Origin of the sequence: Xanthomonas sp. BRIP62411, assembly GCF_003993525.1 — a bacterium.
GTDB lineage: Bacteria > Pseudomonadota > Gammaproteobacteria > Xanthomonadales > Xanthomonadaceae > Xanthomonas > Xanthomonas euroxanthea.
The window spans coordinates 76,386-98,357 of record NZ_QEZI01000010.1; the positions used below are offsets into that span (position 1 = coordinate 76,386).

18 protein-coding genes are annotated in these 21,972 nt (G+C 67.4%); 15 read left to right on the top strand and 3 right to left on the bottom strand.

The genetic code is table 11. The features are described from left to right. The first annotated feature begins 28 nt into the window (after positions 1–28). From EO139_RS07905 to hemC, 7 genes are all read left to right on the top strand, one after another. Positions 29–1,009, top strand: a complete 981-nt coding sequence (locus EO139_RS07905) for a GGDEF domain-containing protein (protein WP_164738999.1) — start codon at positions 29–31, stop codon at positions 1,007–1,009. A 306-nt stretch (positions 1,010–1,315) separates the two neighbouring features. Further along, positions 1,316–2,944 (top strand): M28 family metallopeptidase, encoded by a 1,629-nt coding sequence (locus EO139_RS07910; RefSeq protein ID WP_164739784.1) that lies wholly within the window; start codon positions 1,316–1,318, stop codon positions 2,942–2,944. Positions 2,945–4,260: 1,316 nt separating this feature from the next. Continuing rightward, positions 4,261–6,198: a glucans biosynthesis glucosyltransferase MdoH gene (gene mdoH, locus EO139_RS07920; RefSeq protein WP_126970122.1), complete on the top strand. Its 1,938-nt coding sequence runs from the start codon at positions 4,261–4,263 to the stop codon at positions 6,196–6,198. Positions 6,199–6,369: 171 nt separating this feature from the next. Continuing rightward, positions 6,370–7,038, top strand: a complete 669-nt coding sequence (locus EO139_RS07925) for an alpha/beta hydrolase (RefSeq protein ID WP_126970124.1) — start codon at positions 6,370–6,372, stop codon at positions 7,036–7,038. A 4-nt stretch (positions 7,039–7,042) separates the two neighbouring features. After that, the gene (locus tag EO139_RS07930; RefSeq protein WP_126970125.1) at positions 7,043–8,095 is read left to right on the top strand and encodes a sensor histidine kinase; all 1,053 of its coding nucleotides are present in this window, start codon (positions 7,043–7,045) and stop codon (positions 8,093–8,095) included. Between the two features lie 32 nt (positions 8,096–8,127). Next, positions 8,128–8,853 carry a LytTR family DNA-binding domain-containing protein gene (locus EO139_RS07935; protein WP_164739778.1) on the top strand — a complete coding sequence of 242 codons (726 nt, stop codon included), beginning with the start codon at positions 8,128–8,130 and terminating at the stop codon, positions 8,851–8,853. A 114-nt stretch (positions 8,854–8,967) separates the two neighbouring features. Beyond that, a complete protein-coding gene (gene hemC, locus EO139_RS07940; RefSeq protein WP_119129546.1) occupies positions 8,968–9,882 on the top strand; it encodes a hydroxymethylbilane synthase in 915 nt (304 codons plus the stop codon). A 485-nt stretch (positions 9,883–10,367) separates the two neighbouring features. On the opposite strand, the gene EO139_RS07945 is transcribed toward hemC, so the two are convergent. Then, positions 10,368–11,168, bottom strand: coding sequence for a DUF481 domain-containing protein (locus tag EO139_RS07945; RefSeq protein WP_104583746.1), 801 nt, complete (start codon positions 11,166–11,168; stop codon positions 10,368–10,370). Between the two features lie 296 nt (positions 11,169–11,464). Between EO139_RS07945 and EO139_RS07950 the strand changes: the two genes are divergently transcribed. Further along, positions 11,465–12,430, top strand: a complete 966-nt coding sequence (locus EO139_RS07950) for a YafY family protein (RefSeq protein ID WP_024940221.1) — start codon at positions 11,465–11,467, stop codon at positions 12,428–12,430. A gap of 7 nt (positions 12,431–12,437) precedes the next feature. Here the strand turns inward: EO139_RS07950 and EO139_RS07955 are convergent, their stop codons facing one another. Next, positions 12,438–13,007, bottom strand: a complete 570-nt coding sequence (locus EO139_RS07955) for a lipocalin family protein (RefSeq protein WP_104583747.1) — start codon at positions 13,005–13,007, stop codon at positions 12,438–12,440. Positions 13,008–13,315: 308 nt separating this feature from the next. Here EO139_RS07955 and EO139_RS07960 point away from each other — a divergent pair, with 308 nt between their 5' ends. Continuing rightward, positions 13,316–13,627 (top strand): hypothetical protein, encoded by a 312-nt coding sequence (locus tag EO139_RS07960; protein WP_126970127.1) that lies wholly within the window; start codon positions 13,316–13,318, stop codon positions 13,625–13,627. A 68-nt stretch (positions 13,628–13,695) separates the two neighbouring features. Beyond that, on the top strand, positions 13,696–15,789 hold the full coding sequence (locus tag EO139_RS07965; RefSeq protein ID WP_126970129.1) for a prolyl oligopeptidase family serine peptidase: 2,094 nt from the start codon (positions 13,696–13,698) through the stop codon (positions 15,787–15,789). Between the two features lie 348 nt (positions 15,790–16,137). On the opposite strand, the gene EO139_RS07970 is transcribed toward EO139_RS07965, so the two are convergent. Beyond that, the gene (locus tag EO139_RS07970) at positions 16,138–17,322 is read right to left on the bottom strand and encodes a pyridoxal phosphate-dependent aminotransferase (protein WP_126970131.1); all 1,185 of its coding nucleotides are present in this window, start codon (positions 17,320–17,322) and stop codon (positions 16,138–16,140) included. 150 nt (positions 17,323–17,472) lie between these two features. Here EO139_RS07970 and EO139_RS07980 point away from each other — a divergent pair, with 150 nt between their 5' ends. The 5 genes from EO139_RS07980 (at position 17,473) to EO139_RS08000 (ending at position 21,908) form a co-directional block, all read left to right on the top strand. Next, entirely contained in the window at positions 17,473–19,587 is a 2,115-nt protein-coding gene (locus EO139_RS07980) for a S9 family peptidase (protein ID WP_164739779.1), read from the top strand. 116 nt (positions 19,588–19,703) lie between these two features. Then, positions 19,704–20,102, top strand: a complete 399-nt coding sequence (locus EO139_RS07985; RefSeq protein ID WP_126970135.1) for a YbaN family protein — start codon at positions 19,704–19,706, stop codon at positions 20,100–20,102. A 39-nt stretch (positions 20,103–20,141) separates the two neighbouring features. Further along, positions 20,142–20,396 (top strand): lipoprotein, encoded by a 255-nt coding sequence (locus tag EO139_RS07990; protein WP_104583750.1) that lies wholly within the window; start codon positions 20,142–20,144, stop codon positions 20,394–20,396. Continuing rightward, the gene (gene dapF, locus EO139_RS07995) at positions 20,386–21,237 is read left to right on the top strand and encodes a diaminopimelate epimerase (protein ID WP_126944629.1); all 852 of its coding nucleotides are present in this window, start codon (positions 20,386–20,388) and stop codon (positions 21,235–21,237) included. Before EO139_RS07990 ends, dapF begins: the two co-directional genes overlap by 11 nt. After that, positions 21,237–21,908, top strand: coding sequence for a DUF484 family protein (locus EO139_RS08000; RefSeq protein WP_164739002.1), 672 nt, complete (start codon positions 21,237–21,239; stop codon positions 21,906–21,908). The genes dapF and EO139_RS08000 overlap by 1 nt, the downstream gene beginning before the upstream one ends. Positions 21,909–21,972 lie beyond the last annotated feature (64 nt).

Sequence of the window (21,972 nt, forward strand, 5' to 3'; positions counted from 1 at the left end):
CTGCGTCCGCCCGCAGAATGGTGGGGCAATGACCACGGCACCGTTGCTGGAACGCATGGTGGACCTGACCGCCATCCGCGACGCCGATCTGCTCGATCTGAGCCTGTTGCGCACCATGCGCGAGGTCTGCGCGTCCGAGGAGCTGTCGTTGCTGCGCATCGCCCCGGATGGCCGCACCATGGCCGAGACGCGGCTGCGCGAGGATGGCCGGCTGTCGCTGACGGTGGCCGACATCCACGACGCGCACCTGCGCACGCAGCTGGCCGACCTGCACGGGCCGGGCGATGTGGTGCAGTTGCAGCAGGACGGCCGCGCGTTGCTGGTGTATCCGATGATGGAAGCACGCGGGATCCGCACCTGCCTGCGCGTGGGCGGCACGCGCGCACCCGGCGCCGCCGAGCAGGTGATGCTGCAGGGTTTTGCACGTTTCTTCCAGAATTACCGCAGCCTGCTCGACGATGCCCAGCGCGATGCGTTGACCGGCCTGCGCAATCGCAAGACCTTCGACGATGTGATCCTGCGCCTGTTCTCCGGTGGCGCGGATGCAGCGGCCAGCGAAGGCGTGTGGCTGGGGATCGTGGACATCGACCACTTCAAGCGCGTCAACGACGGCTTCGGCCATCTGTATGGCGACGAGGTGCTGCTGCTGGTGGCCCAGTTGATGCAGCGCTGCTTCCGTCAGGACGACCTGCTGTTCCGCTTCGGTGGCGAAGAGTTTGTGATCGTGTTGCGCGGAGTGGATCGCGACACGGCGGTGGCGTTGTTCGAGCGCTTCCGCGTGGCGGTGGCCGAGCATGTATTTCCGCAGGTCGGCAAGGTCACGCTCAGCGCCGGCATCGTCGAGCTGACCGACGGCCGGCTGATCAGCCAGTTGCTCGACGAGGCCGACAAGGCGCTGTACTGGGCAAAGCAGCATGGCCGCAACCGCGCCGAGGTCTACGCCGAACTGGTGGCCAGCGGGCAGATGCGCCAGGTTGCCCAGCAGGTCGGCAGCGTCGACCTGTTCTGAGACGCATCGGCGTTCGCCGGCGGTAGCGCTGCAGTGTTGGCCGCCGCGGCATGCGGCGGCTGGACGCCACCCGGCGCCATGACACGCCCGCACAGCGCAGGCCGTGCGTCGGTGGCAGCATCGTCGCATGGCATCGCCACCTGGCCTTGTCGATCAGTGCTGCGTCGCTGCCACTGCACGTCGCCGCGCATCGGTGTCCGCCGTGCACACTCGATCGAACGCCGCAGTGGCTACACTCCAGGGCTGTTCGGACACTACCTGGGTGCTGCAGTGAAGCGAGTTGTTACCAAATGCGTTGCAATGGGGATGTTGGCGATGGCGGTCTCGACCGCACTGATGGCGGCCACGCCGACCTTCGATGGCGCGCGCATCTCGCGCGACGTCAAGGAGCTGGCCTCCGATGCCTACGAAGGCCGCGGCCCGGCCACTGCCGGCGAAGAAAAGACCATCGCCTACCTGAGCAAGCAGTTCGCCGCTGCCGGCCTGCAGCCGGGCGGCGATCTGCGCGACGGCAAGCGCGCCTGGACCCAGGCGGTGCCGCTGCGCCGCGCCGATATCGTCGGTACGCCGACCATCGCCCTGCAGCATGCCGGCAAGCCGCAGGCGCTGACCCAGGGCAAGCAGATCGCCATCCGCGCCGCGCTGGACGGCTCGTCCAAGGTCGATATCGCCAACGCACCGCTGGTGTTCGTCGGCTACGGCGTCAAGGCGCCGGAGCGCGACTGGGACGACTTCAAGGGCGTGGACCTGAAAGGCAAGATCGCGGTGGTGCTGATCAACGACCCGGACTTCGAAACCGGCAAGGGCGCCTTCGACGGCGCCGGCATGACCTACTACGGCCGCTGGACCTACAAGTACGAAGAAGGCGCACGCCAGGGCGCGCTCGGCGTGCTGGTGGTGCACGAAACCGCGCCCGCCTCCTACGGCTGGGACACGGTGGCCAGCTCCAACACCAACACCATGTTCGATGTGGTGCGCGACAACCCGCGCGCCGCGCATCCCACCCTGGAAGGCTGGATCCAGCGCGACCTGGCCGCCGACCTGTTCAAGCAGGCCGGGCTGGATTTCGATGCCTTGAAGAAGCAGGCGCAGACGCGCGGCTTCAATCCGGTGGAACTCAAGGGCCAGGGGCTGAGCGCAAGCTACCAGGTCAAATCCGATGTGATCACCTCGCACAACGTGGTGGCGCGGCTGGATGGCAGCACGCATCCGGATGAAACGCTGATCTACAGCGCGCATTGGGACCACATCGGCGTGGGCAAGCCGGACGCACGCGGCGACACCATCTTCAACGGCGCGCTGGACAACGCCAGCGGCACGGCCGCACTGCTGGAACTGGCGCGCGGCTTTGCCGCCGGCCCCAAGCCGCAGCGCTCGGTGGTGTTCCTGGCTGTCACCGCCGAGGAAAAGGGCTTGCTGGGCTCGGAGTTCTACGCCTCCAAGCCGCTGTACCCGCTGGACACCACGGTGGCGGTGATCAACATGGACGGTATGAGCCCGTTCGTGCCGTCGCGCGATTTCGGCATCTACGGCACCGCAAAACTCCAGTTGCTCGATCAGCTCAAGACCGTCGCCGGCCAGTGGAAGCTGCGCTACACGCCCGATCCCAAGCCGCAGGCGGGGTACTTCTTCCGTTCGGATCATTTCTCCTTTGCCAAGCGCGGCGTGCCGGCGCTGTCGTATGCGGCCGGGCAGGATTGGGAAGTGGGCGGCGTGGCCGCAGGCAAGGCCGCCTCCGACGACTACACCGCCAAGCGCTATCACCAGCAGGGCGATGAGTGGAAGCCGGACTGGACCTTCGCCGGTGCCGCGCGCGATCTGGGCGTGCTGTACGCACTGGGCCAGCAGCTGGCCGATTCGCGCCAGTGGCCGAACTGGAGCAACGATTCGGAGTTCCGCGCCACCCGCGATGTCAGCGAGGCGGCGCGCAAGTAGGACCGGCACGCGGCGACGGCGCTTCCATCAGCGGCGTCGCTGTTGCCCGATGCGGCATGTGCCCCGTGTGCATGCCGCCATCCGGCTCAAGCCACGTGCCCGGTGCTCGGGGGTCTTGTCAGTTGCTTCAAGGCGGTGAGCCTGCGGTTGTCCAGGCAGCCCTGGGTGCCATGGATGCGTCGTTTTGCAAAGCGGCTGACAAGTGGCCTGGTTCTCAGGCCAGTGCCAGCGCATCGGCGTGCTGCGAGGGCGCCAGAGCGGCGGAGCCGCGGGTTGGCTGCAGGGCCCTTGCCCGCCCACCATCGCAGGACACGCCGCAAGTACGTCCGTGTAGGCTCTGGCGCGGCATCCATGCCGCTCAAGGTCCCGCGACGGTGGGCGGGCAAGGACCAGTCGAGATGGCGGTGTGCGTGGTGCAAGCAGGGCATGGGGTGCGTTGTTCGAATCACGTTGCGTCCGATCAGTTCCTCGCGCAAGCCGAGCGGCAGACAGGCCTCCAACACGCAACCTGCAAACGTCTCGTCTGCTCCCCGCAAGCCGGGCAACACGCTTTCAAGAAAACAGCCGACCAACTGCCTGGTGCGGTGTCCTCGCCGTTCGCGGGACCGTGTGGCGGCATGGATGCCGCCACCGAGCCCCCAGGGAGGGGTTCACGGCGTGTCCCGCGAGCGGTGAGGGCGCCGCGCCCTCGACCCGCCAGGCGTTTGACCTGGCCTTCTGACTGCATCTAGACGCGGCACCGACGCGAGAATCCCGGTTGTCTTGAAGCGGTTACAGAGTGCGGAACGCACCGCCCGTGGCCAGAACAAGGTCGGCGCGGGCCTATAGCGCTGATTTCGAGACCCCCCTGACGCGCGCCTGCCGTCGCAATCCGGTCAACGTCATCGCCGCGATCGCCAGCGCCGGCAGGCTGTCGCTACAACCGATTGCGCCTCCTGGCACATCTATTGCATTTGTCTGACACGACAGCGTGGTTTGACGCCCGTGACGGCACGCGTGCCAGACTGCAATCTGTTGGGGTAGCGTTCGGTCGCTGCGGCGTAGTCTGCCGCGCGGTCCTCGTCAGGTGGGGCGAAGACTGCAGCGCGGCCTTCGTTTCCTTTAACGGTCGATTCTTTAAGATGAGCCGCGGCGTCATCGTCGCAGCCAGGAGAGCTTGTGCATCGGAGTGGTCTTAGAGCTGCTAATTCTGCGACGTGGTCGCGCACCGCCGGGCCTGCCCGGACCAGGGTGCATGCGACGGCGGCGCCACGCGTAGCGGGTAGGGATCTTCCGCTTCAGCCCACACTGCCGCGATCGTGCGGCGGGCAGCCTTGATGGACGGCACAGTGACTCTTTCCCCCGCACCAACCGATCTTCACCCCGTTTCCGCCCTCGACGCCGGTCAGCCCACGCTGCCACCGGAAGCGCCGCTGGCCATGCCCGAGCAATCCCTGCGCGAAGGTCGCCTGCAGGTGCCGCATCAGCGCACCGCGCCGGTCGGCATCGGCCTGCGGCGTTTCTATCTGATTGGCGGCACCGTCGCCACCACTGCGGTGGCGGTCTGGGTGATGCTGAGCGTGCTGTGGCCCGATGGCCTGAGCGTGCTGGAAGGCTGCCTGCTCGGCCTGTTCGTGCTGCTGTTTGCCTGGATCGCGATGTCCTTCGCCAGCGCGGTGGCCGGCTTCGTCACCGTGGTGGCGCGCGCCGGACGCAAGCTCGGCATCGACCCGGACGCTCCGCTGCCGACCCTGCACACGCGCACCGCGTTGCTGATGCCGACCTATAACGAGGACCCGCGCCGGCTGCTCGCCGGCCTGCAGGCGATCTACGAATCGGTGGCCGAGACCGGCCAGCTGGAGCATTTCGACTTCTTCGTGCTCAGCGACACCACCCGCGAACACATCGGCGCTGCCGAGGAACTGGTCTACAACGAGCTGTGCGATCGCGTCGGCGGACACGGGCGCATCTTCTACCGTCGCCGCGCCGACAATGCCGCGCGCAAGGCCGGCAATGTCGCCGACTGGGTGCGCCGTTTCGGCGGCAACTACCCGCAGATGCTGATCCTGGATGCCGACAGCGTGATGACCGGCGACACCATCGTGCGGCTGGTCGCCGGCATGGAAAACAATCCGGACGTGGGCCTGATCCAGACCCTGCCGGCGGTGGTCAACGGGCAGACCCTGTTCGCCCGCATGCAGCAGTTCGGCGGGCGCGTGTACGGGCCGATCATCGCCTTCGGCGTGGCCTGGTGGCACGGTGCCGAGAGCAATTACTGGGGCCACAACGCCATCATCCGCACCCAGGCCTTTGCCGACCACGCCGGGCTGCCGTCGCTGCGCGGGCGCAAACCGTTCGGCGGCCATGTGCTCAGCCACGATTTCGTCGAAGCAGCGCTGATGCGGCGCGGCGGCTGGGCCATGCACATGGTGCCCTATCTGCAGGGCAGCTACGAAGAAGGCCCGCCCACGCTGACCGACCTGTTGATCCGCGACCGCCGCTGGTGCCAGGGCAACCTGCAGCACGCCAAGGTGGTCGGCGCCAAGGGCCTGCACTGGGTCAGCCGCATGCACATGCTGATCGGCATCGGGCATTACTTCACCGCGCCGATGTGGGGCCTGCTGATGCTGATCGGCATCGGCATTCCGCTGGCCGGTGGCGGCATCGATCTGGCCGGCGACCTGCCGTTCTCGCCTGCCCGCTACTGGCATGGCAGCAGCCAGGGCAATGCGATCTGGATCTTTGTCTGCACCATGTTCGTGCTGCTGGCGCCCAAGTTGCTCGGCTACATCGCGTTGCTGCTCAACCCGCGCGAACTGCGTGCCTGCGGCGGCGCGATCCGCGCGCTGCTGAGCATCCTGCTGGAAACCGTGCTGGCGGCCCTGATGGCGCCGGTGGTGATGTACCTGCAGTCGCGCGGGGTGTTCGAAGTGCTGGCCGGCAAGGATTCGGGGTGGGATGCGCAGGTGCGCGACGACGGCAAGCTGTCGTGGCCGGCGCTGTTGCGCAGCTACGGCGGGCTGACCGTGTTCGGCCTGTTCATGGGGGCGGTGGCCTATACGGTGTCGCCGTCGCTGGCGGCCTGGATGGCGCCGGTGATCGTGGGCATGGCGGTGTCGATCCCGGTGGTGGCGTTGACCTCGCTGCGTCGCACCGGCCTGGGCCTGCGCCGCGCCGGCATCTTCTGCATTCCCGAAGAGCTCGATCCGCCCAAGGTGCTGGTGCGAGCGGCCGAGCTGCGCCGCGCCGCCGCGCTGGAGCCGTCGCTGATCTGAGCGCCTCCCAGGCGCATGGCGGTATGGCCATGCGCAGCGTGAGCTACCCGCCTGTCCTGCCAGGCAGGCCGCGACAGTGGCGACCCGGGTCACGCGCATGTCGCTTGGCCGCTCCGTGAGCGGCCCGGCCGATGGCGCAAGGCATAATGCCCAGCCCGCAAGCGGAGCTGGATGATGCTGGAAGTGATCGAACGCGAGACCGGACCGAACCCGCAATGGACCGTGCTGTGGCTGCACGGCCTGGGCGCCGATGGCAGTGACTTCGCCCCGATGGTGCCGGAGCTGGTGCGCCCGCAGTGGCCGGCGCTGCGTTTCGTGTTTCCGCATGCGCCGGTCCGCCCGATCACCATCAACAACGGCGTGCGCATGCGCGGCTGGTACGACATCGTCGGCATGGATTTCGCCACGCGCGCCGATAAGGCCGGCATCGCCGAATCGGTGGCCCAGGTCGAGGCGTTGATCGCCCATGAGCAATCCCGCGGCATCGCTCCCGAGCGCATGCTGCTGGCCGGGTTCTCGCAAGGCGGCGCGGTGACCCTGGCGGTCGGGCTGCAGCGCCGCGTGCCGCTGGCCGGGTTGATCGCCCTGTCCACCTACCTGCCGGACCCGGCGGCGGCCGCCAGCCAGCTGCAGTCGGCCGCCGCCCGCCAACCGGTGTTCATGGCCCACGGCACGGCCGATCCGGTGGTGCCGTTCGGCGCCGGCCAGGCCAGCATGCAGACCCTGCGCACGCTCGGGTTCGAACTGGACTGGCACACCTACCCGATGGGCCACCAGGTCTGCCTGGAAGAGATCGAGGCCTTGTGCAACTGGATGCAGGCGCGCTTCACCGCCGCCTGAGGCCATGGCCCAGCACGCGCCCCAGATCGCCTGGATGCCGGACCTGTGCCGGCTGCCACGGTTGGGCGCCATGCTGGGCCTGGCCGAACTGGTGGTGCTGGTGGTGACCCTGGTGCCCGACGCCGGTGCGGCGCGCACTATCACCGTGTCGCGCTTTGTCTCGGCCAGCGGCCTGGCGCTGTGGCTGGCGCTGGCGGTCAGCGTGCTGCTGTGCGTGCTGCGGCCGTCGTTGTCGCGGCTACCGCCACGCGTGGGCGCGCTGGCCGCGCTGTCGATCGCCGCGGTGGTGGCCATGCTCGGTGCCGGCATCGTGCATGCCCTGTATGCGGCGCTCGACCAGGCCCCGCTTGGCCTCCTGGTCGGCTTCTGGCGTTTCACCCTGGGCAGCGCGGCGACCGTGGTGCTGATCACCGCGCTGGCGCTGCGCTACTTCTACGTCAGCGACCGTTGGGAAGCACAGGTGCAGGCCAATGCGCGTGCCCAGGCCGATGCCTTGCAGGCGCGCATCCGCCCGCATTTCCTGTTCAACAGCATGAATCTCATCGCCAGCCTGTTGCGCCGCGACCCGGTGGTGGCCGAGCAGGCGGTGCTGGATCTGTCGGACCTGTTCCGTGCCGCGCTCGGTGCCGGCGAAGGCGTGTCCAGCTTGCGCGCCGAATGCGAACTGGCCGAGCGCTATCTGGCGATCGAATCACTGCGCCTGGGCGAGCGCCTGCAGGTGCGCTGGCATCGGCAGGAGCCGTTGCCATGGGAGCTGCCGATGCCGCGCCTGGTGCTGCAGCCGCTGGTGGAGAACGCCGTGCTGCATGGCGTTTCGCGCATGCCCGAGGGCGGCACGCTGTACCTGTCGCTGCGCCAGCGCGACAACCAGTTGCAGATCCGTATCGTCAATCCCGCCCCGCAGCCGGGCACCCAGTTGCCGCTGGTGGCCGGTGCCGGCCACGCCCAGGCCAGCATCTCGCACCGGCTGGCATTCCAGTTCGGTGCCGGGGCACGGATGGCGGCCAGCTGGGCCGAGGGCTACTATGCGTGTGAGATCACATTGCCGCTGCCGTGACGGGGGAGTCGCTGCAGCGAAGGGGGATGTCCATGACGGCCACGCAAGTGCGGGTGCTGATCGCCGATGACGAGCCGCTGGCGCGTGAGCGCCTGCGCATGCTGCTGGGTGAACATCCGCACGTCGAGGTGATCGGCGAGGCCGAAAACGGCCAGCAGGTGCTGCAGCAGTGCCACCACCTGCATCCGGATCTGGTGCTGCTGGACATCGCCATGCCCGGCGTCGACGGCCTGGAAACCGCGCGCCTGCTGCGCCAGAACCAGCCGCAGCCGGCGGTGGTGTTCTGCACCGCCTACGACCAGCATGCGCTGTCGGCCTTCGATGCCGCCGCGCTGGATTACCTGATGAAACCGGTGCGCCCCGAACGCCTGGCCGCCGCGCTGGAAAAGGTGGCCACCTTTCTGGCCGGGCGTGCGCCCAGCGCCGCGCCGCCGCGCACGCACCTGTGCGCACGCCTGCGCGGCAGCCTGCGGCTGATCGCCATCGGCGATATCCGCTACCTGCAGGCCGAGGAAAAATACGTCATCGTCCACCACAGCCGTGGCGAGGACCTGATCGAAGAGTCGCTCAAATCGCTGGAAGACGAGTTTGCCGATCGCCTGGTACGCATCCACCGCAACTGCCTGGTCGCGCGCGCCGAACTGGTGGAGCTGCGCCGCAGCGGCGATGGCCAGGTGCATGCGGTGCTGCGCAACGTGCCGCACCCCCTGGAAGTGAGCCGCCGCTGCGTGGCCAGCCTGCGCGAGCAGTTGCGCTAGCGCGCGGCATGCCGGAGTGTGGCCGGGTGCATTGGCCGGTCGGCGGCGCGGTGTTGCGGGCGCCGGCGTGCGGCCCAGGTAGGAGTTCCGCGCCCGGTCCGTGATAATGGCCCGATGACCACGCTCCGCATCGCTACCCGTAAGAGCCCGCTCGCCCTTTGGCAGAGCGAACACGTCGCCACCGCGCTGCGCCAGCACCACCCGGGGCTGGAGGTCGCGCTGGTGCCGATGAGCACCCGTGGCGATGAGGTGCTGGACCGCTCGCTGGCCGCGATCGGCGGCAAGGGCCTGTTCCTGAAGGAGCTGGAGCTGGCGATGCTGCGCGGCGAGGCCGATTGCGCGGTGCATTCGCTCAAGGACGTGCCGATGGAGCTGGACGCGCCCTTCGTGCTGCCGGCGATCATGGAGCGCGGCGATGCAGCCGATGCGCTGGTGTCCAACCTCTACGCCACCTTGCAGGCGCTGCCGCTGGGCGCGCGCGTGGGTACGTCCTCCCTGCGGCGTCAGGCGCAGCTGCGCGCCGCGCGCCCGGATCTGGAATTGATCGACCTGCGTGGCAACGTCAACACCCGCCTGGCCAAGCTCGACAACGGTGGCTACGACGCCATCGTGCTGGCCTGCGCCGGCCTGCAGCGGCTGGGCCTGGATGCACGCATCACCGCGCGCCTGGACGTCCCCGACTGGTTGCCGGCGCCGGCCCAGGGCGCGGTGGCGGTGGAATGCCGTGGTGACGATGCGCGCATCCACGGCCTGCTGGCGGTGCTGGATGCCGGCCGCACGCGCGCCTGCGTAGAAGCGGAGCGGGCAATGAATCGCGCGCTGCACGGCAGCTGCCACGTACCGGTGGCGGCGTTCGCGCGTTGGGAGGGGCAGGGCCTGTTCCTGCAGGGCATGGTCGGCAGCGCCAGCGACGGACGCCTGATCCACGCCGAGGCGCACGGCAGCGCCGACGACACCGAGGCACTGGGCCGCCTGGTCGCGCAAGGCCTGTTCGACAAGGGCGCCGCGCAGCTGCTGGCCGAGCTGTAAACACGCCGCCGCGTCACCTGTACCTGTAACGCAGTCGGCATCGAGATGGCGGCAGGTGCAAGTCCAGCCCTCGCCGCCAAGCAGGCAATACCCGCCCTCATGTGACGCCCGCTCTCGTAGGAGCGGCCCCGGCCGCGAGAGGCTTTACCGGTGAAGCCCCTTCGCGGCCAGGTCCGCTCCTACAGGGCGCGGTTGCGTATTCGAATGTGGGACTGACCGACTGACCGCCGCATCGCGGCCTGTCCGCCAAAGGCACCGCTCTTCGTAGGAGCGGCCCCGGCCGCGAGAGGCTTTACCGGGAAAGCCCTTCGCGGCCAGGTCCGCTCCTACAGGGCGCGGCTGCGTATTCGAACGTGGGGCGATCGACCGCCGCGTCGCGGCTTGTCCGCCAAAGGCACCGCTCTTCGTAGGAGCGGCCCCGGCCGCGAGGGGCTTTACCGGTAAAGCCCTTCGCGGCCAGGTCCGCTCCTACGGGGCGCGGTTGCTTATTTGAACGTGTAGACCAGGTTCACGGTGGTCAGCGTGTCGGTCTTCTTGTCGCCGTCGCTGACCTCGCTGTTGTGGCGCATCTGCCAGGCGGCCTTGAGCGCGAAGTGCGAGTTCATGCTGACCTGCACGCCGAAATCGTTCTGCGCGTAGGTGTTGTATTCGCCCGATTCGACCAGCAGCGTGTTGATCAGGTCGGTGTTGTCGGTGACGGTGTACTTGAGGTCGAACAGCCCGCGCCCGATCAGGCCGGTCTCGTTGCGGTCTTCGTCGCTGTTGTGCGCGCGCCGGATACCCGGGCCGATCTGTGCATCCAGATAGAAACGTTCGGCATCGATCAGGCGCGTGCCGTAACCGATACCGAAGGTGGCCAGGCGGTCGTAGGTGGCGAAGTCGTCGTGTTCGTAACGGCCGGTGGCGGTGAGCTGGCGGTGTTCGCCCAGCTGCAGCGCGCTGCCGGCGCTGCCGGTGTAACGCTCGGCCGTGGTCTGGCGTTCGCGCGAGGTGCTGCCGTCGTCGTTGGTATTGGTGTACTCGGAGCTGGAGCGCAGCGCGGTGGCATCCAGGCTGTGGATCCAGTCGCCGTCGGTGTAGCGCAAGCGGACCCGGCCGTTGAGGCTGTCGGTGGTGCTGTTGCCATGGGCGGCGGCGTAGCCGAGCTCGCCACTGCTCCCGCTCCACGGCGACGGCATCACGGCGGCAGCGGGGTCCGCCGGTGCCGGTGCAACTGCCTGGGCCCAGACGGTGGGCGTGATCAACAACAGGGGCAGCAGGGCAGACAACGGGGCACGGCGGGACATGGGCGGCTCGCTTTGGAGGTCAGGGGCGAAGAAGGGTGGAAGCGATTTCATGATAACGGACTGAGCGGCTGCGTCATGAGCGAGTGAACGCTACGCTTCAGAAGAGGTTGGGGCGCCGGCACCGGAACGGCAGCGACTGGCCCGGTTGCGCACCTCGCAGGCAGATCCGGCCCGCGCGCAGCACAGGCGAACGCGCCGGCCACGGTGGCACCGCCGCGGCGGCGTCGAGGCGGGCATGATTGCCGGTAGACAGCGACGCTCACCCCGCCACGCAAAGACTCGGACATAATCGACGCATGGACCGCTACGAACGCATCAATTCCCTGCATCGCTTGCTCAAGTCGGCACGCTACCCGGTCACGGTGGCGCGGCTGCAGGATGAGCTGAGCTGTTCCCGCGCAACCGTGTACCGCGATCTGGCGTTCCTGCGCGATGCGCTGATGGCGCCGGTGGAAGGCGACGGCGAATCGGGGTTCCGTTATCTCTCTGGCGAAAGCGATCGCTTCGAGCTGCCTGGCCTGTGGCTGAGTTCGGAGGAGCTGCACGCGCTGCTGGCGTCCCAGCAATTGCTGGCGCGCACCGGCGGCGGGGTGTTGTCCTCGATGCTGGCGCCGCTGCAGCAACGCATCGAAGGGTTGCTGGCCGCCCAGGCCGGTGTGTCGCAATGGCCGGTTGACCGGGTGCGGGTGATTCCGCACCGCGGCCGCAAGCTGGACGAGGCCAGCTTCCGCACCGTCGCCTCGGGTGTGCTGGAGCGCAAGCAGCTGAGCTTCGACTATCGCGCCCGTTCCACCGACGAATCGACCAAGCGCACCGTGTCTCCGCAGCGCATCACCCACTACCGCGACAACTGGTACCTGGACGCCTGGGACCACGGCCGCGATGGCGTGCGCAGCTTTGCGGTGGACCGCATCAATCACGCGCGGCTGCTCGAGAGCGTGCCGCGCGATGTGCCCGACAGCGAGCTGGACGAGCAGCTGGCGGCCAGCTACGGCATCTTTTCCGGCGCGCCCAAGGGCTGGGCCACCATCGTGTTCAGTGCCAAGGCCGCGCGCTGGGTTGCCGACGAGCATTGGCATTCGAAGCAGCAGGGCCGCTTTCTGGCCGATGGCCGTTATGAGCTCAAGGTGCCCTATAGCAACTCGCGCGAGCTGCTGATGGACGTGCTGCATTACGGCTCGGATGCGGAGATCGTCGAGCCGGTCTCGCTGCGCGAGCAGGCCAAGGCGCTGCTATCGCTGGCATTGAGCAACTACGACTGAGCCTGCGTCAGCGCTTGCTTGGCACTTCAAAACCCAGGCGGTCCACCTGCTCGCGCAACTGCGGCACGCGCTTGAGCTTGTCGGTGTAGATGGAATAGTCGTCGCGCATCTTGTCGACCAGCTTGCGGTACTGGTCGCGGCTCATGTCCGGCTTGCGCGCGAAGATCCAGGCCAGGTCGCGGCCGGGATAGGAAATCAGCATCCAGGAGCCGTCCGGCGCGATTTCCAGGATGCGCTGCTTGGCCGGAATGACCTTGTAGAACCACACCCGCCAATCGCGGTTGCCGCTCTCGGCGTCCACCGAGGCGCGCGCGTTGACCTCCTTTTCCGGCTCGCCGAAGCCCTCGCGGTACAGATAGCGCACCGCCACCTTGCCGTCTTCGACCAGGGTGTACTCGTCGCGGCTGGTGACGTGGCCACGCTCCACCGGATTGGGCATACGCGCAATCACGTACCAGGTGCCCATGATCTTGGACAGATCGACTGCCGGCTCGCTGGCAGGCGTGTCCTTGGCGGATGCCACGGGCAGGCCGAGGACGAACAGAAAAGCGAGGGCGATCGTAACGGTCAGGCGCATCGCAACATCACAAAGGGGCAGTTGGAGCAGCACACTACCGCATGCAGGGGGCAAGTTCGCGTCAACGGTCGGGTCTGGCGCACGCGGCTGTCTCAGACGCGGCATCTGGGGACTGGGTCTGGGTGCGAAAGAGGGTGCCGTTGGCGGCCTGGCGGTGCTGGTCGCGTTGCCGGGAGCGCTGCCGCTGCCGTGCCGGAGCGCCTTGGTGCCGGAGCTTTTGCTGGTTTCGCAGCCAGGTCGCAGCCGGTGAGATGGGCGCAGGCAATCCTGCCGGCCTGTTCCGATCCTTCCTGCCACGGAGTGCCGCCATGTCGATTCGTCCTTCCCGTCGTTCCGAACGTCCCGACCCGCGCGTGCTGCGCCTGGTCCGGCAGATCGCCCTGGCCGGCCTGGCCCTGGTGCTGGTATGGCCGGCCGCGCGCGGCCACAGCGAATGGATCGGCTGGCTGCCGCTGTGGCTGGTCGGCATGCCGATGCTGGCCTGGTGGAGCCTGCACCGGTTCGCGCTGCCGACCCTGGCGCGGCCCGGTGCGCGACGCGGCGCGCCACGTCGGCGCGGGCCGCAGGCGCAACGCCGACGCAGCACGTCGCGTGCGGCGACACAGGTGCGCGCGGCCTGACCTTCGGCAGGGTCGGGCGGGCGGAGGGCTATGCTACGTTCCCGGCGTTCGTTCTCCCGGAAACATTCATGTCCAAACTCGCCTCGATCTGCCTGGTTGCCGGTCTGATCACCGCTGGCGCCGTCTCTGCAGAGGAAACCGCCGTGTCCAACGACCCTTACGCCTGGCTGGAAGATGTCTCCGGTGCCAAGTCGCTGGACTGGGTCAAGGCCCAGAACGCCAAGACCGAGGCGCGCCTGGCCGCCACGCCGGCCTTCAAGCAGATGGAAACCAGCATCCGCGAGGTGCTGGATTCGGATGCCAAGATCCCGGGCGTGCAGAAGATCGGCGAGTACTACTACAACTTCTGGAAGGACAAGCAGCACGAGCGCGGCCTGTGGCGGCGCACCACGCTGGATGAATACCGCAAGCCGGCGCCCAAGTGGGAAACGGTGCTGGACCTGGATGCGCTCAACAAGGCCGAAGGCGAGAACTGGGTCTGGCACGGCGCCGACTGCCTGCGCCCGGACTACCAGCGCTGCCTGATCGCGCTGTCGCGCGGCGGCGCCGATGCCGATGTCACCCGCGAGTTCGACCTGGCCGGCAAGCAGTGGGTCAAGGACGGCTTCTTCCGTCCCGAATCCAAGGGCGGGCTGGGCTGGATCGACCAGGACACCGTCTACGTGTTCACCGATTTCGGTGCCGGCACGATGACCAGCTCCGGCTATCCACGCATCGCCAAGCAATGGAAACGCGGCACCCCGCTCAGCGCCGCCACGGTGGTGTACGAGGGTAAGCCCACCGACATGTACATCGCGGCGATGCATGACGACACGCCCGGCTTCGAGCGCGATTTCGTCAGCCGCACGCTGGCCTTCTACAACGAGGAGCTGTACCTCAAGGGTGCCGACGGCAAGCTGGTCAAGGTGGACGCCCCCAACTCGGCCAGCAAGTCGGTCAAGCGGCAATGGCTGACCCTGGAGCTGCGCGACCCGTGGACCGTGGGCGGCAAGACCTACAAGGCCGGCTCGTTGCTGGCGACGCGGTTTGACGACTTCATGGCCGGCAAGCGCAGCTTCGATGTGCTGTTCGAGCCCACCGACAGCACGTCGCTGGCCGGCACCGCGTGGACGAAGTCGCACCTGGTATTGAACGTGCTGGAAGACGTCAAGAACCGCCTGAGCGTGATCACGCCCACGCAGGATGGCTGGAAGAAGAGCGCCTTCGTCGGTGCGCCGGCATTCGGTACCGTCGATGTCGGCGCGGTGGACAGCGACGACAGCGACGCGCTGTGGTTGACCGTCACCGACTACCTGACCCCGACCACCTTGTCGTGGGTGGAGGTGGGCAGCGCGCCGCAGCCGCTCAAGTCCATGCCGGCGTTCTTCGATGCCGGCAAGGACAGCATCGAGCAGCACTTCGCCACCAGCAAGGACGGCACCCGCGTGCCGTATTTCCTGGTGCGGCCCAAGGCGTTGACGCTCGATGGCAGCGCGCCGACCCTGCTGTACGGCTACGGCGGTTTCGAGATTTCGATGACGCCGAATTACTCCGGCGGACTGGGCCGCGCCTGGCTGGAAAAGGGCGGCGTCTACGTGGTGGCCAACATCCGCGGCGGTGGCGAATACGGTCCGCGCTGGCACCAGGCCGCGCTCAAGCAGAACCGCCACAAGGCCTATGAAGACATGGCTGCGGTGGCAAAGGATCTGGTCACGCGCAAGATCACCTCGACCAGGCACCTGGGCGTGCAGGGCGGCAGCAATGGCGGCCTGATGACCGGCAACATGCTGACCCAGTATCCGGAGCTGTTTGGCGCAGTGGTGGTGCAGGTGCCGCTGCTGGACATGAAGCGCTACAGCCATCTGCTGGCCGGTGCCTCGTGGATGGCCGAATACGGCAACCCGGACACCGACGACTGGAAATTCATCCAGACCTTCTCGCCGTATCACCTGTTCGATCCGAAGAAGACCTATCCGCCGGTGATCTTCCTCACCTCCACGCGCGACGACCGCGTGCATCCGGGCCACGCGCGCAAGATGGCCGCCAAGATGATCGAGGCGGGCAAGGACGTGACCTACTACGAAAACATCGAAGGCGGCCACGGCGGCGCGGCCAACAACGCGCAGGCAGCGCACATGGCGGCGCTGGCCTACAGCTTCCTGTGGGAGCGACTGGCCGATTGATCAGGCGTTGATCGAACGCAGTCGGTAACGCGATTGCGTTGCTCATGCGGTGCCTTGAAGAAGCCCTGGGCCAAATGGCCAGGGCTTTTTTTCCTTCTCCCGCCGGGAGGTGCCCGAAGGGCGGATGAGGGTACATGCGCACGCAACCGGCGACGCCGGGACGGGGCGCACGTACTGCCAGGCGCGGCTGCGGTGCAGGCCTCGCTTCAGCGCGAGGCCTGCCCGCAAACAGCAGTGCAAAAACAGCGGCCAGCAGCAGTCACGGCTGTTTCCATCGGCGCAGTGAACCTGCGGCTAGGGCCAGGCGCTACCCGGAGAGAGGAGCCGTGCGCACTGCCGGCCGTCTGATCAAAGGCCTTGTAACCCACGCGCGATGCGCTCCACCGCCTGTTCCAGCCGCGGCAGGCTTTGGGTGTAGGCGATGCGCACGTGCTGGTTGGCGCGGTGGACGCCGAAGTCGATGCCGGGGGTGAAGGCGACATGCTCGGTTTCCAGGAAATGCGCGCAGAAGGCCTGGGCATCGTCAGAAAATGCGCTGATGTCGGCGTAGAGGTAGAACGCGCCCTGCGGTTCGACGGCGATGTTGAAGCCGAGCTGGCGTAGCGCCGGCAGCAGATAGTCGCGGCGTTGCCGGAACTCGGCGCGGCGGGCTTCGAAGATGGCGATGCTCTCGGGCGTGAAGCAGGCAAGCGCGGCGTGCTGGGCGATGGTGGAGGCGCTGATGTAGAGGTTCTGCGCGAGTTTTTCCAGCTCGGGCACCGCCGCCGGAGGGGCGATCAACCAGCCCAGGCGCCAGCCGGTCATGCCGAAGTACTTGGAGAAACTGTTCAGCACGAAGGCGCTGTCGTCCACTTCCAGCACGCTGTGCGCGTCCATGCCATAGGTCAGGCCGTGGTAGATCTCGTCCACCACCAGGTGCCCGCCGCGTGCATGCAGCGCCTGGGACAGGCCGGCCAGTTGCGCGCGCGACAGCACGCTGCCGGTGGGGTTTGCGGGCGAGGCGACCAGTGCGCCGACGCTGCCGGTGTTCCAGCAGGCCTCGACCAGGCCGGGCGTCAGTTGGTAATCGGTGTCTGCGCCGACCGGCACCAGTTGCGCGGCGCCTTCGACCAGGCGCAGGAAGTGCCGGTTGCACGGATAGCCGGGGTCGGCGAGCAGCCAGTGTTTGTCCGGGTCGACCAGCAGGCTGCTGGCCAGCAGCAATGCACCGGAGCCGCCCGGCGTGACCAGGATCCGTTCCGGGTCGAGATCACAGCCATAACGCTGCGCATAGAAGCCGGCGATGGCGGCACGCAGTGCGGGCAGGCCACGTGCAGCGGTGTAGCGGGTGTGTCCGGCCGCCAGTGCGGCCTGTCCGGCCGCGACGATCGGTGCAGCGGTGGTGAAATCCGGCTCGCCGATCTCCAGGTGGATCACATCGTGGCCGGCCTGTTCCAGCGCATTGGCGCGCGCCAGCAGCGCCATCACATGAAACGGGGCGATGTCCTGGCTGCGGCGGCTGTAACCGGAGAAGTGCGGAGGCGTGGTATCCATCGCCATGATGGTAGACCAGCGGCGGCACGGGTTTTGTTACTGCGCGGGAAAGCGCGCTACCAGCCCCCCTGGCACATGACGCTGCGCGCCGGTCTCTTCTACACTCGGGCGCTGGGATGGCATTGCGTTCATCCAACGGACCCCAATCTGATGAAGCCTGTCCTCTCTTTTCTGATCGCCAGCCTGATGACCACATCTGTTCCTTCCGCCCTCGCAGCTCTGCCATCGCCGCCGGACGTGGCCAAGCGTCCGCATGTGGTCAAGGCCCCGTTCGGTGCCACCCGTGATGACGACTATTACTGGTTGCGCGACGACAAGCGTGAGGACAAGGCGATGCTGGCCTATCTCAATGCCGAGAACGCCTACACCGACACGGTGATGGCGCCGCTCAAGCCGCTGGAAGACACGCTGTACACCGAGATCGTCGGGCGCATCAAGCAGGACGACGCCAGCGTGCCGTATCGCGAGCGTGGCTACTGGTATTACACGCGCTTCGAAGCCGGCAAGGACTACCCGATCCAGGCGCGCCGCAAGGGCAGCATGGAGGCGCCGGAACAGATCCTGCTCGACGTCAACCAGATGGCGCAGGGCAAGGGGTACTTCAGCGTCGGCGATGCGGAAGTCAGCCAGGACAATCGCATCCTGGCCTGGGCCGACGATGCGGTGGGCCGCCGCCAGTACACGATCCGCTTCAAGAACCTGGACACCGGCGAGATCTATCCGGACACGGTGGAAGGCGTGTCGCCCAACGTGGTCTGGGCCGACGACAACAAGACCCTGTTCTATGTCGAAAACGATCCGGAAACGCTGCTCACCGTGCGCGTGAAAAAACACGTGCTGGGCACGCCCGCCAAGGACGACGTGCTGGTCTACGAGGAGAAGGACGACAGCTTCTACATGGGCATCGGCCGTACCCGCGACGACAAGTACATCACCATTGGCGTGGAAAGCACGGTGTCGTCGGAGACGCGTTACGCGCCGGCCGACAATCCGGAGCGGTTCACGCTGCTGGCCAAGCGCCAGCGCGATGTCGAATATCACCCCGAGCATTTCGACGGCCGCTGGGTGATCCGCACCAATGCCGATGGTGCCAAGAATTTCAAGCTGGTGACCGCACCCACCGACGCGACCACGCGCAAGCAGTGGACCGACTGGGTGGCGCACGATGACAAGGTCTACATCGAGAATTTCGAGCTGTTCGATGGTTTCACCGCGGTCGAGGAGCGCTCCGGCGGCCTGGAACGCGTGCGCCTGCTCAAGCGCGACGGCAGCCAGGAGTACGTCAAGGCCGATGAGCCTGCGTATTCGATGGGCCTGGCGATCAATTCCGAGCCGGACACCGCATGGTTGCGTTACAGCTACACCTCGCTGACCACGCCGGCCACGACGTACGAACTCAATACGCAGACCGGCGAGCGCAAGTTGCTCAAGCAGCAGCCGGTGATCGGTTACGACGCCGGCAAGTACGTCACCGAGCGCGTCTGGGTGACCGCGCGCGACGGCGTCAAGGTGCCGGTGTCGCTGGTGTACAAGCAGGGCTTCAAGAAGGACGGCAGTGCCGCGTTGTTCCAGTACGCCTACGGCAGCTACGGCATGTCGATGGACCCGGCATTCAACCTGCCGGCGATCAGCCTGCTGGACCGTGGCGTGGTGTATGCCATCGCGCACATCCGCGGCGGCCAGGAAATGGGCCGCCAGTGGTACGACGACGGCAAGCTGCTGCACAAGAAGAACACCTTCACCGACTTCATCGACGTCACCCGTGGCCTGGTGGCACAGGGCTACGCCGCCAAGGATCGCGTCGCCGCCTCCGGTGGCAGTGCCGGTGGATTGCTGATGGGTGCGGTGGCCAACATGGCCCCGCAGGACTACCGCGTGATGGTTGCGCAGGTACCGTTCGTCGATGTGGTCACCACCATGCTCGATGCCAGCATCCCGCTAACCACCAACGAATACGACGAGTGGGGCAACCCGGAAAAGAAGGCCTATTACGATTACATGCTGTCCTACTCCCCGTACGACAACGTGACCAAGCAGGCCTATCCGGCCCTGTTCGTCGGCACCGGCCTGTGGGATTCGCAGGTGCAGTACTGGGAGCCCGCCAAGTGGGTGGCCAAGCTGCGCGACGACAACACCGGCACCCAGCCGATCGTCTTCCGCACCAACATGGAAGCTGGCCATGGCGGCAAGTCCGGCCGTTTCCGCCGCTACCGCGAGCTCGCCGAGTCGTATGCGTTTGTGCTGGAGCAGCTTGGGGTCAGGTAGCTGAGGGGCGGGGATCGGGGAGTCGGGATTGGGGATTGGGGATTGGTAAGAGCAGGTGGCTGGGTCCAACACCGACGCCAGGCCACCTCAACGCCGGCTGGCCGTATCATTTACCCATGACGCGACCGACTCGATTCCGCTGGGCCTGGTGGTTGCTGGCCTACGTCAGCCTGGCGACCGGCATCGTCGGTATCTTCGTGCCCGGCCTGCCGACGACCGTGTTCATCCTGATTTCCGCCTGGGCCGCCTCGCACGGCTCCGAGCGCCTGCACACCTGGCTGCTCTCGCACCCGCGCTTCGGCCCGGCGATCGTCGAGTGGCAGACCTATCGGGCGGTCAGTCGCAAGGCCAAGTGGATGGCCACGCTCACCATGAGCGTGTGCGCCGCCATCATGCTGTGGTGCGTGCCGGTGTTCTGGGTCAAGTGCGTGTCGATCGGCAGCATGGCGGTGGTGGCGATCTGGTTGTGGCTGCGCCCCGAGCCGCCACCGCGCGCGATCTCCGCGCCGCGCTGAGCACACGTCAGTCAGGGTGTTCTGGCTATACTTCGACGCATGAGCCTTCTGTCCCGACCATCCGTTCGCCTCGCACTGGTTGGTGCGACCTTTGTCCTGCTTGCCGCCTGCGGCAACAAGGGCCCGCTGGTGATGCCGCAGAAGCCGGTGCCGGTGGAAGCCCAGCCCGTGCCGCAGCCGCCGGACGCGCCGCAACCACTGGACGAGTCGAACCCGGCACCTGCGCCGGTGAATACCGATCCGCAGCCCGCGCCCACCACCGACCAGCCCGCTAGCAGCGGCAATGAGCGCTGACGGTCGCAGCGGGCGCCTGCGTTTCACCAAGATGCATGGCGCCGGCAACGATTTCGTGGTGCTGGACCTGCGCGACGGCACGCCGCCGCCGGATGCCGCGCTCGCTGCACATCTGGCCGACCGCCATTTCGGCGTGGGCTGCGACCAGATCCTGACCATCGAGCCTCCGCGCAGCAGCGAGGCGGTGGCCGCTTACGGCATCTGGAATTCCGACGGCACGGCCGCGCGCCAATGCGGCAACGGCGCGCGTTGCGTGGCGGCCTGGCTGGTGCGCGACGGCACTGCGCAGGGCGATGATTTCGTCATCGATAGCCCGTTCACCTCCCACCGCGTGCAACGTCTGGACGCAGGCACCTACGCGGTGGCGATGGGCGTGCCGCAATTCGAGCCCACACAGATCCCGCTGGCCGGCTTTGCGCGCGCGCGCGAGGAGTACGCGCTGCCGGTGCATGGCGAAACCGTGCGCTTTGGCGCGGTGTCGATGGGCAATCCGCATGCGGTACTGGAAGTGGGGCGGGTGGATGCGGCGCCAGTGGAGCGCGTCGGCGCCTCGCTGCAGCAGAACGCCGCGTTCCCCGATTCGGTCAATGTCGGCTTCGTGCAGGTTGTCGACCCCACGCACGTGCGCCTGCGCGTGTTCGAGCGCGGTGTCGGCGAAACCCTGGCCTGCGGCAGCGGCGCGTGCGCGGCGGCGGTGGTGCTGATGCAGCGCGGCCGTGTCGAGCGCGACGTGCAGGTGTCCTTGCCCGGTGGCGAACTGCGCATTCGCTGGGATGGCGATCAGCAGCAGGTGGTGATGTCCGGTCCGGCCGTGTTCGTCTTCGATGGAGAGTGGAACTGATGAGCGAGAACACGGACAAATTCGGCGCGCACGACGTGGCAACCTGGTTGCGACGCCATCCGACCTTCCTCAAGCAGTTCCCGGACCTGGCGGTGAGCCTGCTGGTGCCGCGCGACGACGGCCCGACCGCGTCGCTGGCCACCTACCAGCTGGAAGTGCTGCGCGACAAGAATCGCGAGCTGTCGCGGCGCCTGCACGAGCTTGGCCACAATGCGCAGGACAACGAGCGCCTGGCCGTGCGCACGCATCAACTGACCCTGGCACTGATGCGCCAGACCAGCGCGGCCGACACGCTCAAGGCGATGGCCGCCTCGCTGGCGGAGGATTTCAACGGCGAACTGGTACGGCTGGTGTTGCTCAAGCCGGTTGCCGGCCTGGAGGCCGACTGGCTGCAGGTCATTGCCGCCGATGACGCGCGGCTTGCCCCGTTCCGCGATTGCCTGGGCGACGGCGAGCCGATCTGCGGCCGCCTGCAGACGGAAAAACATGCGCTGCTGTATGCCGGCCAGGCCGCCGACGTGCAATCCACCGCGCTGCTGCCGTTGCCCGGCATCGGCCTGATTGCGGTCGGCAGCAGCGACGCCAACCGCTTCTATCCCGGCATGGGCACCTTGTTCCTGCGCATGATGGGCGAGTCCTTGAGCGTGGCGTTGCAGCGCTTCGATACATGATGCGTGGCGCGGGCTGCGCCGATGCGTGCCGCCTGCGTTGGATGGCCGCGCCGATGACGTGGCA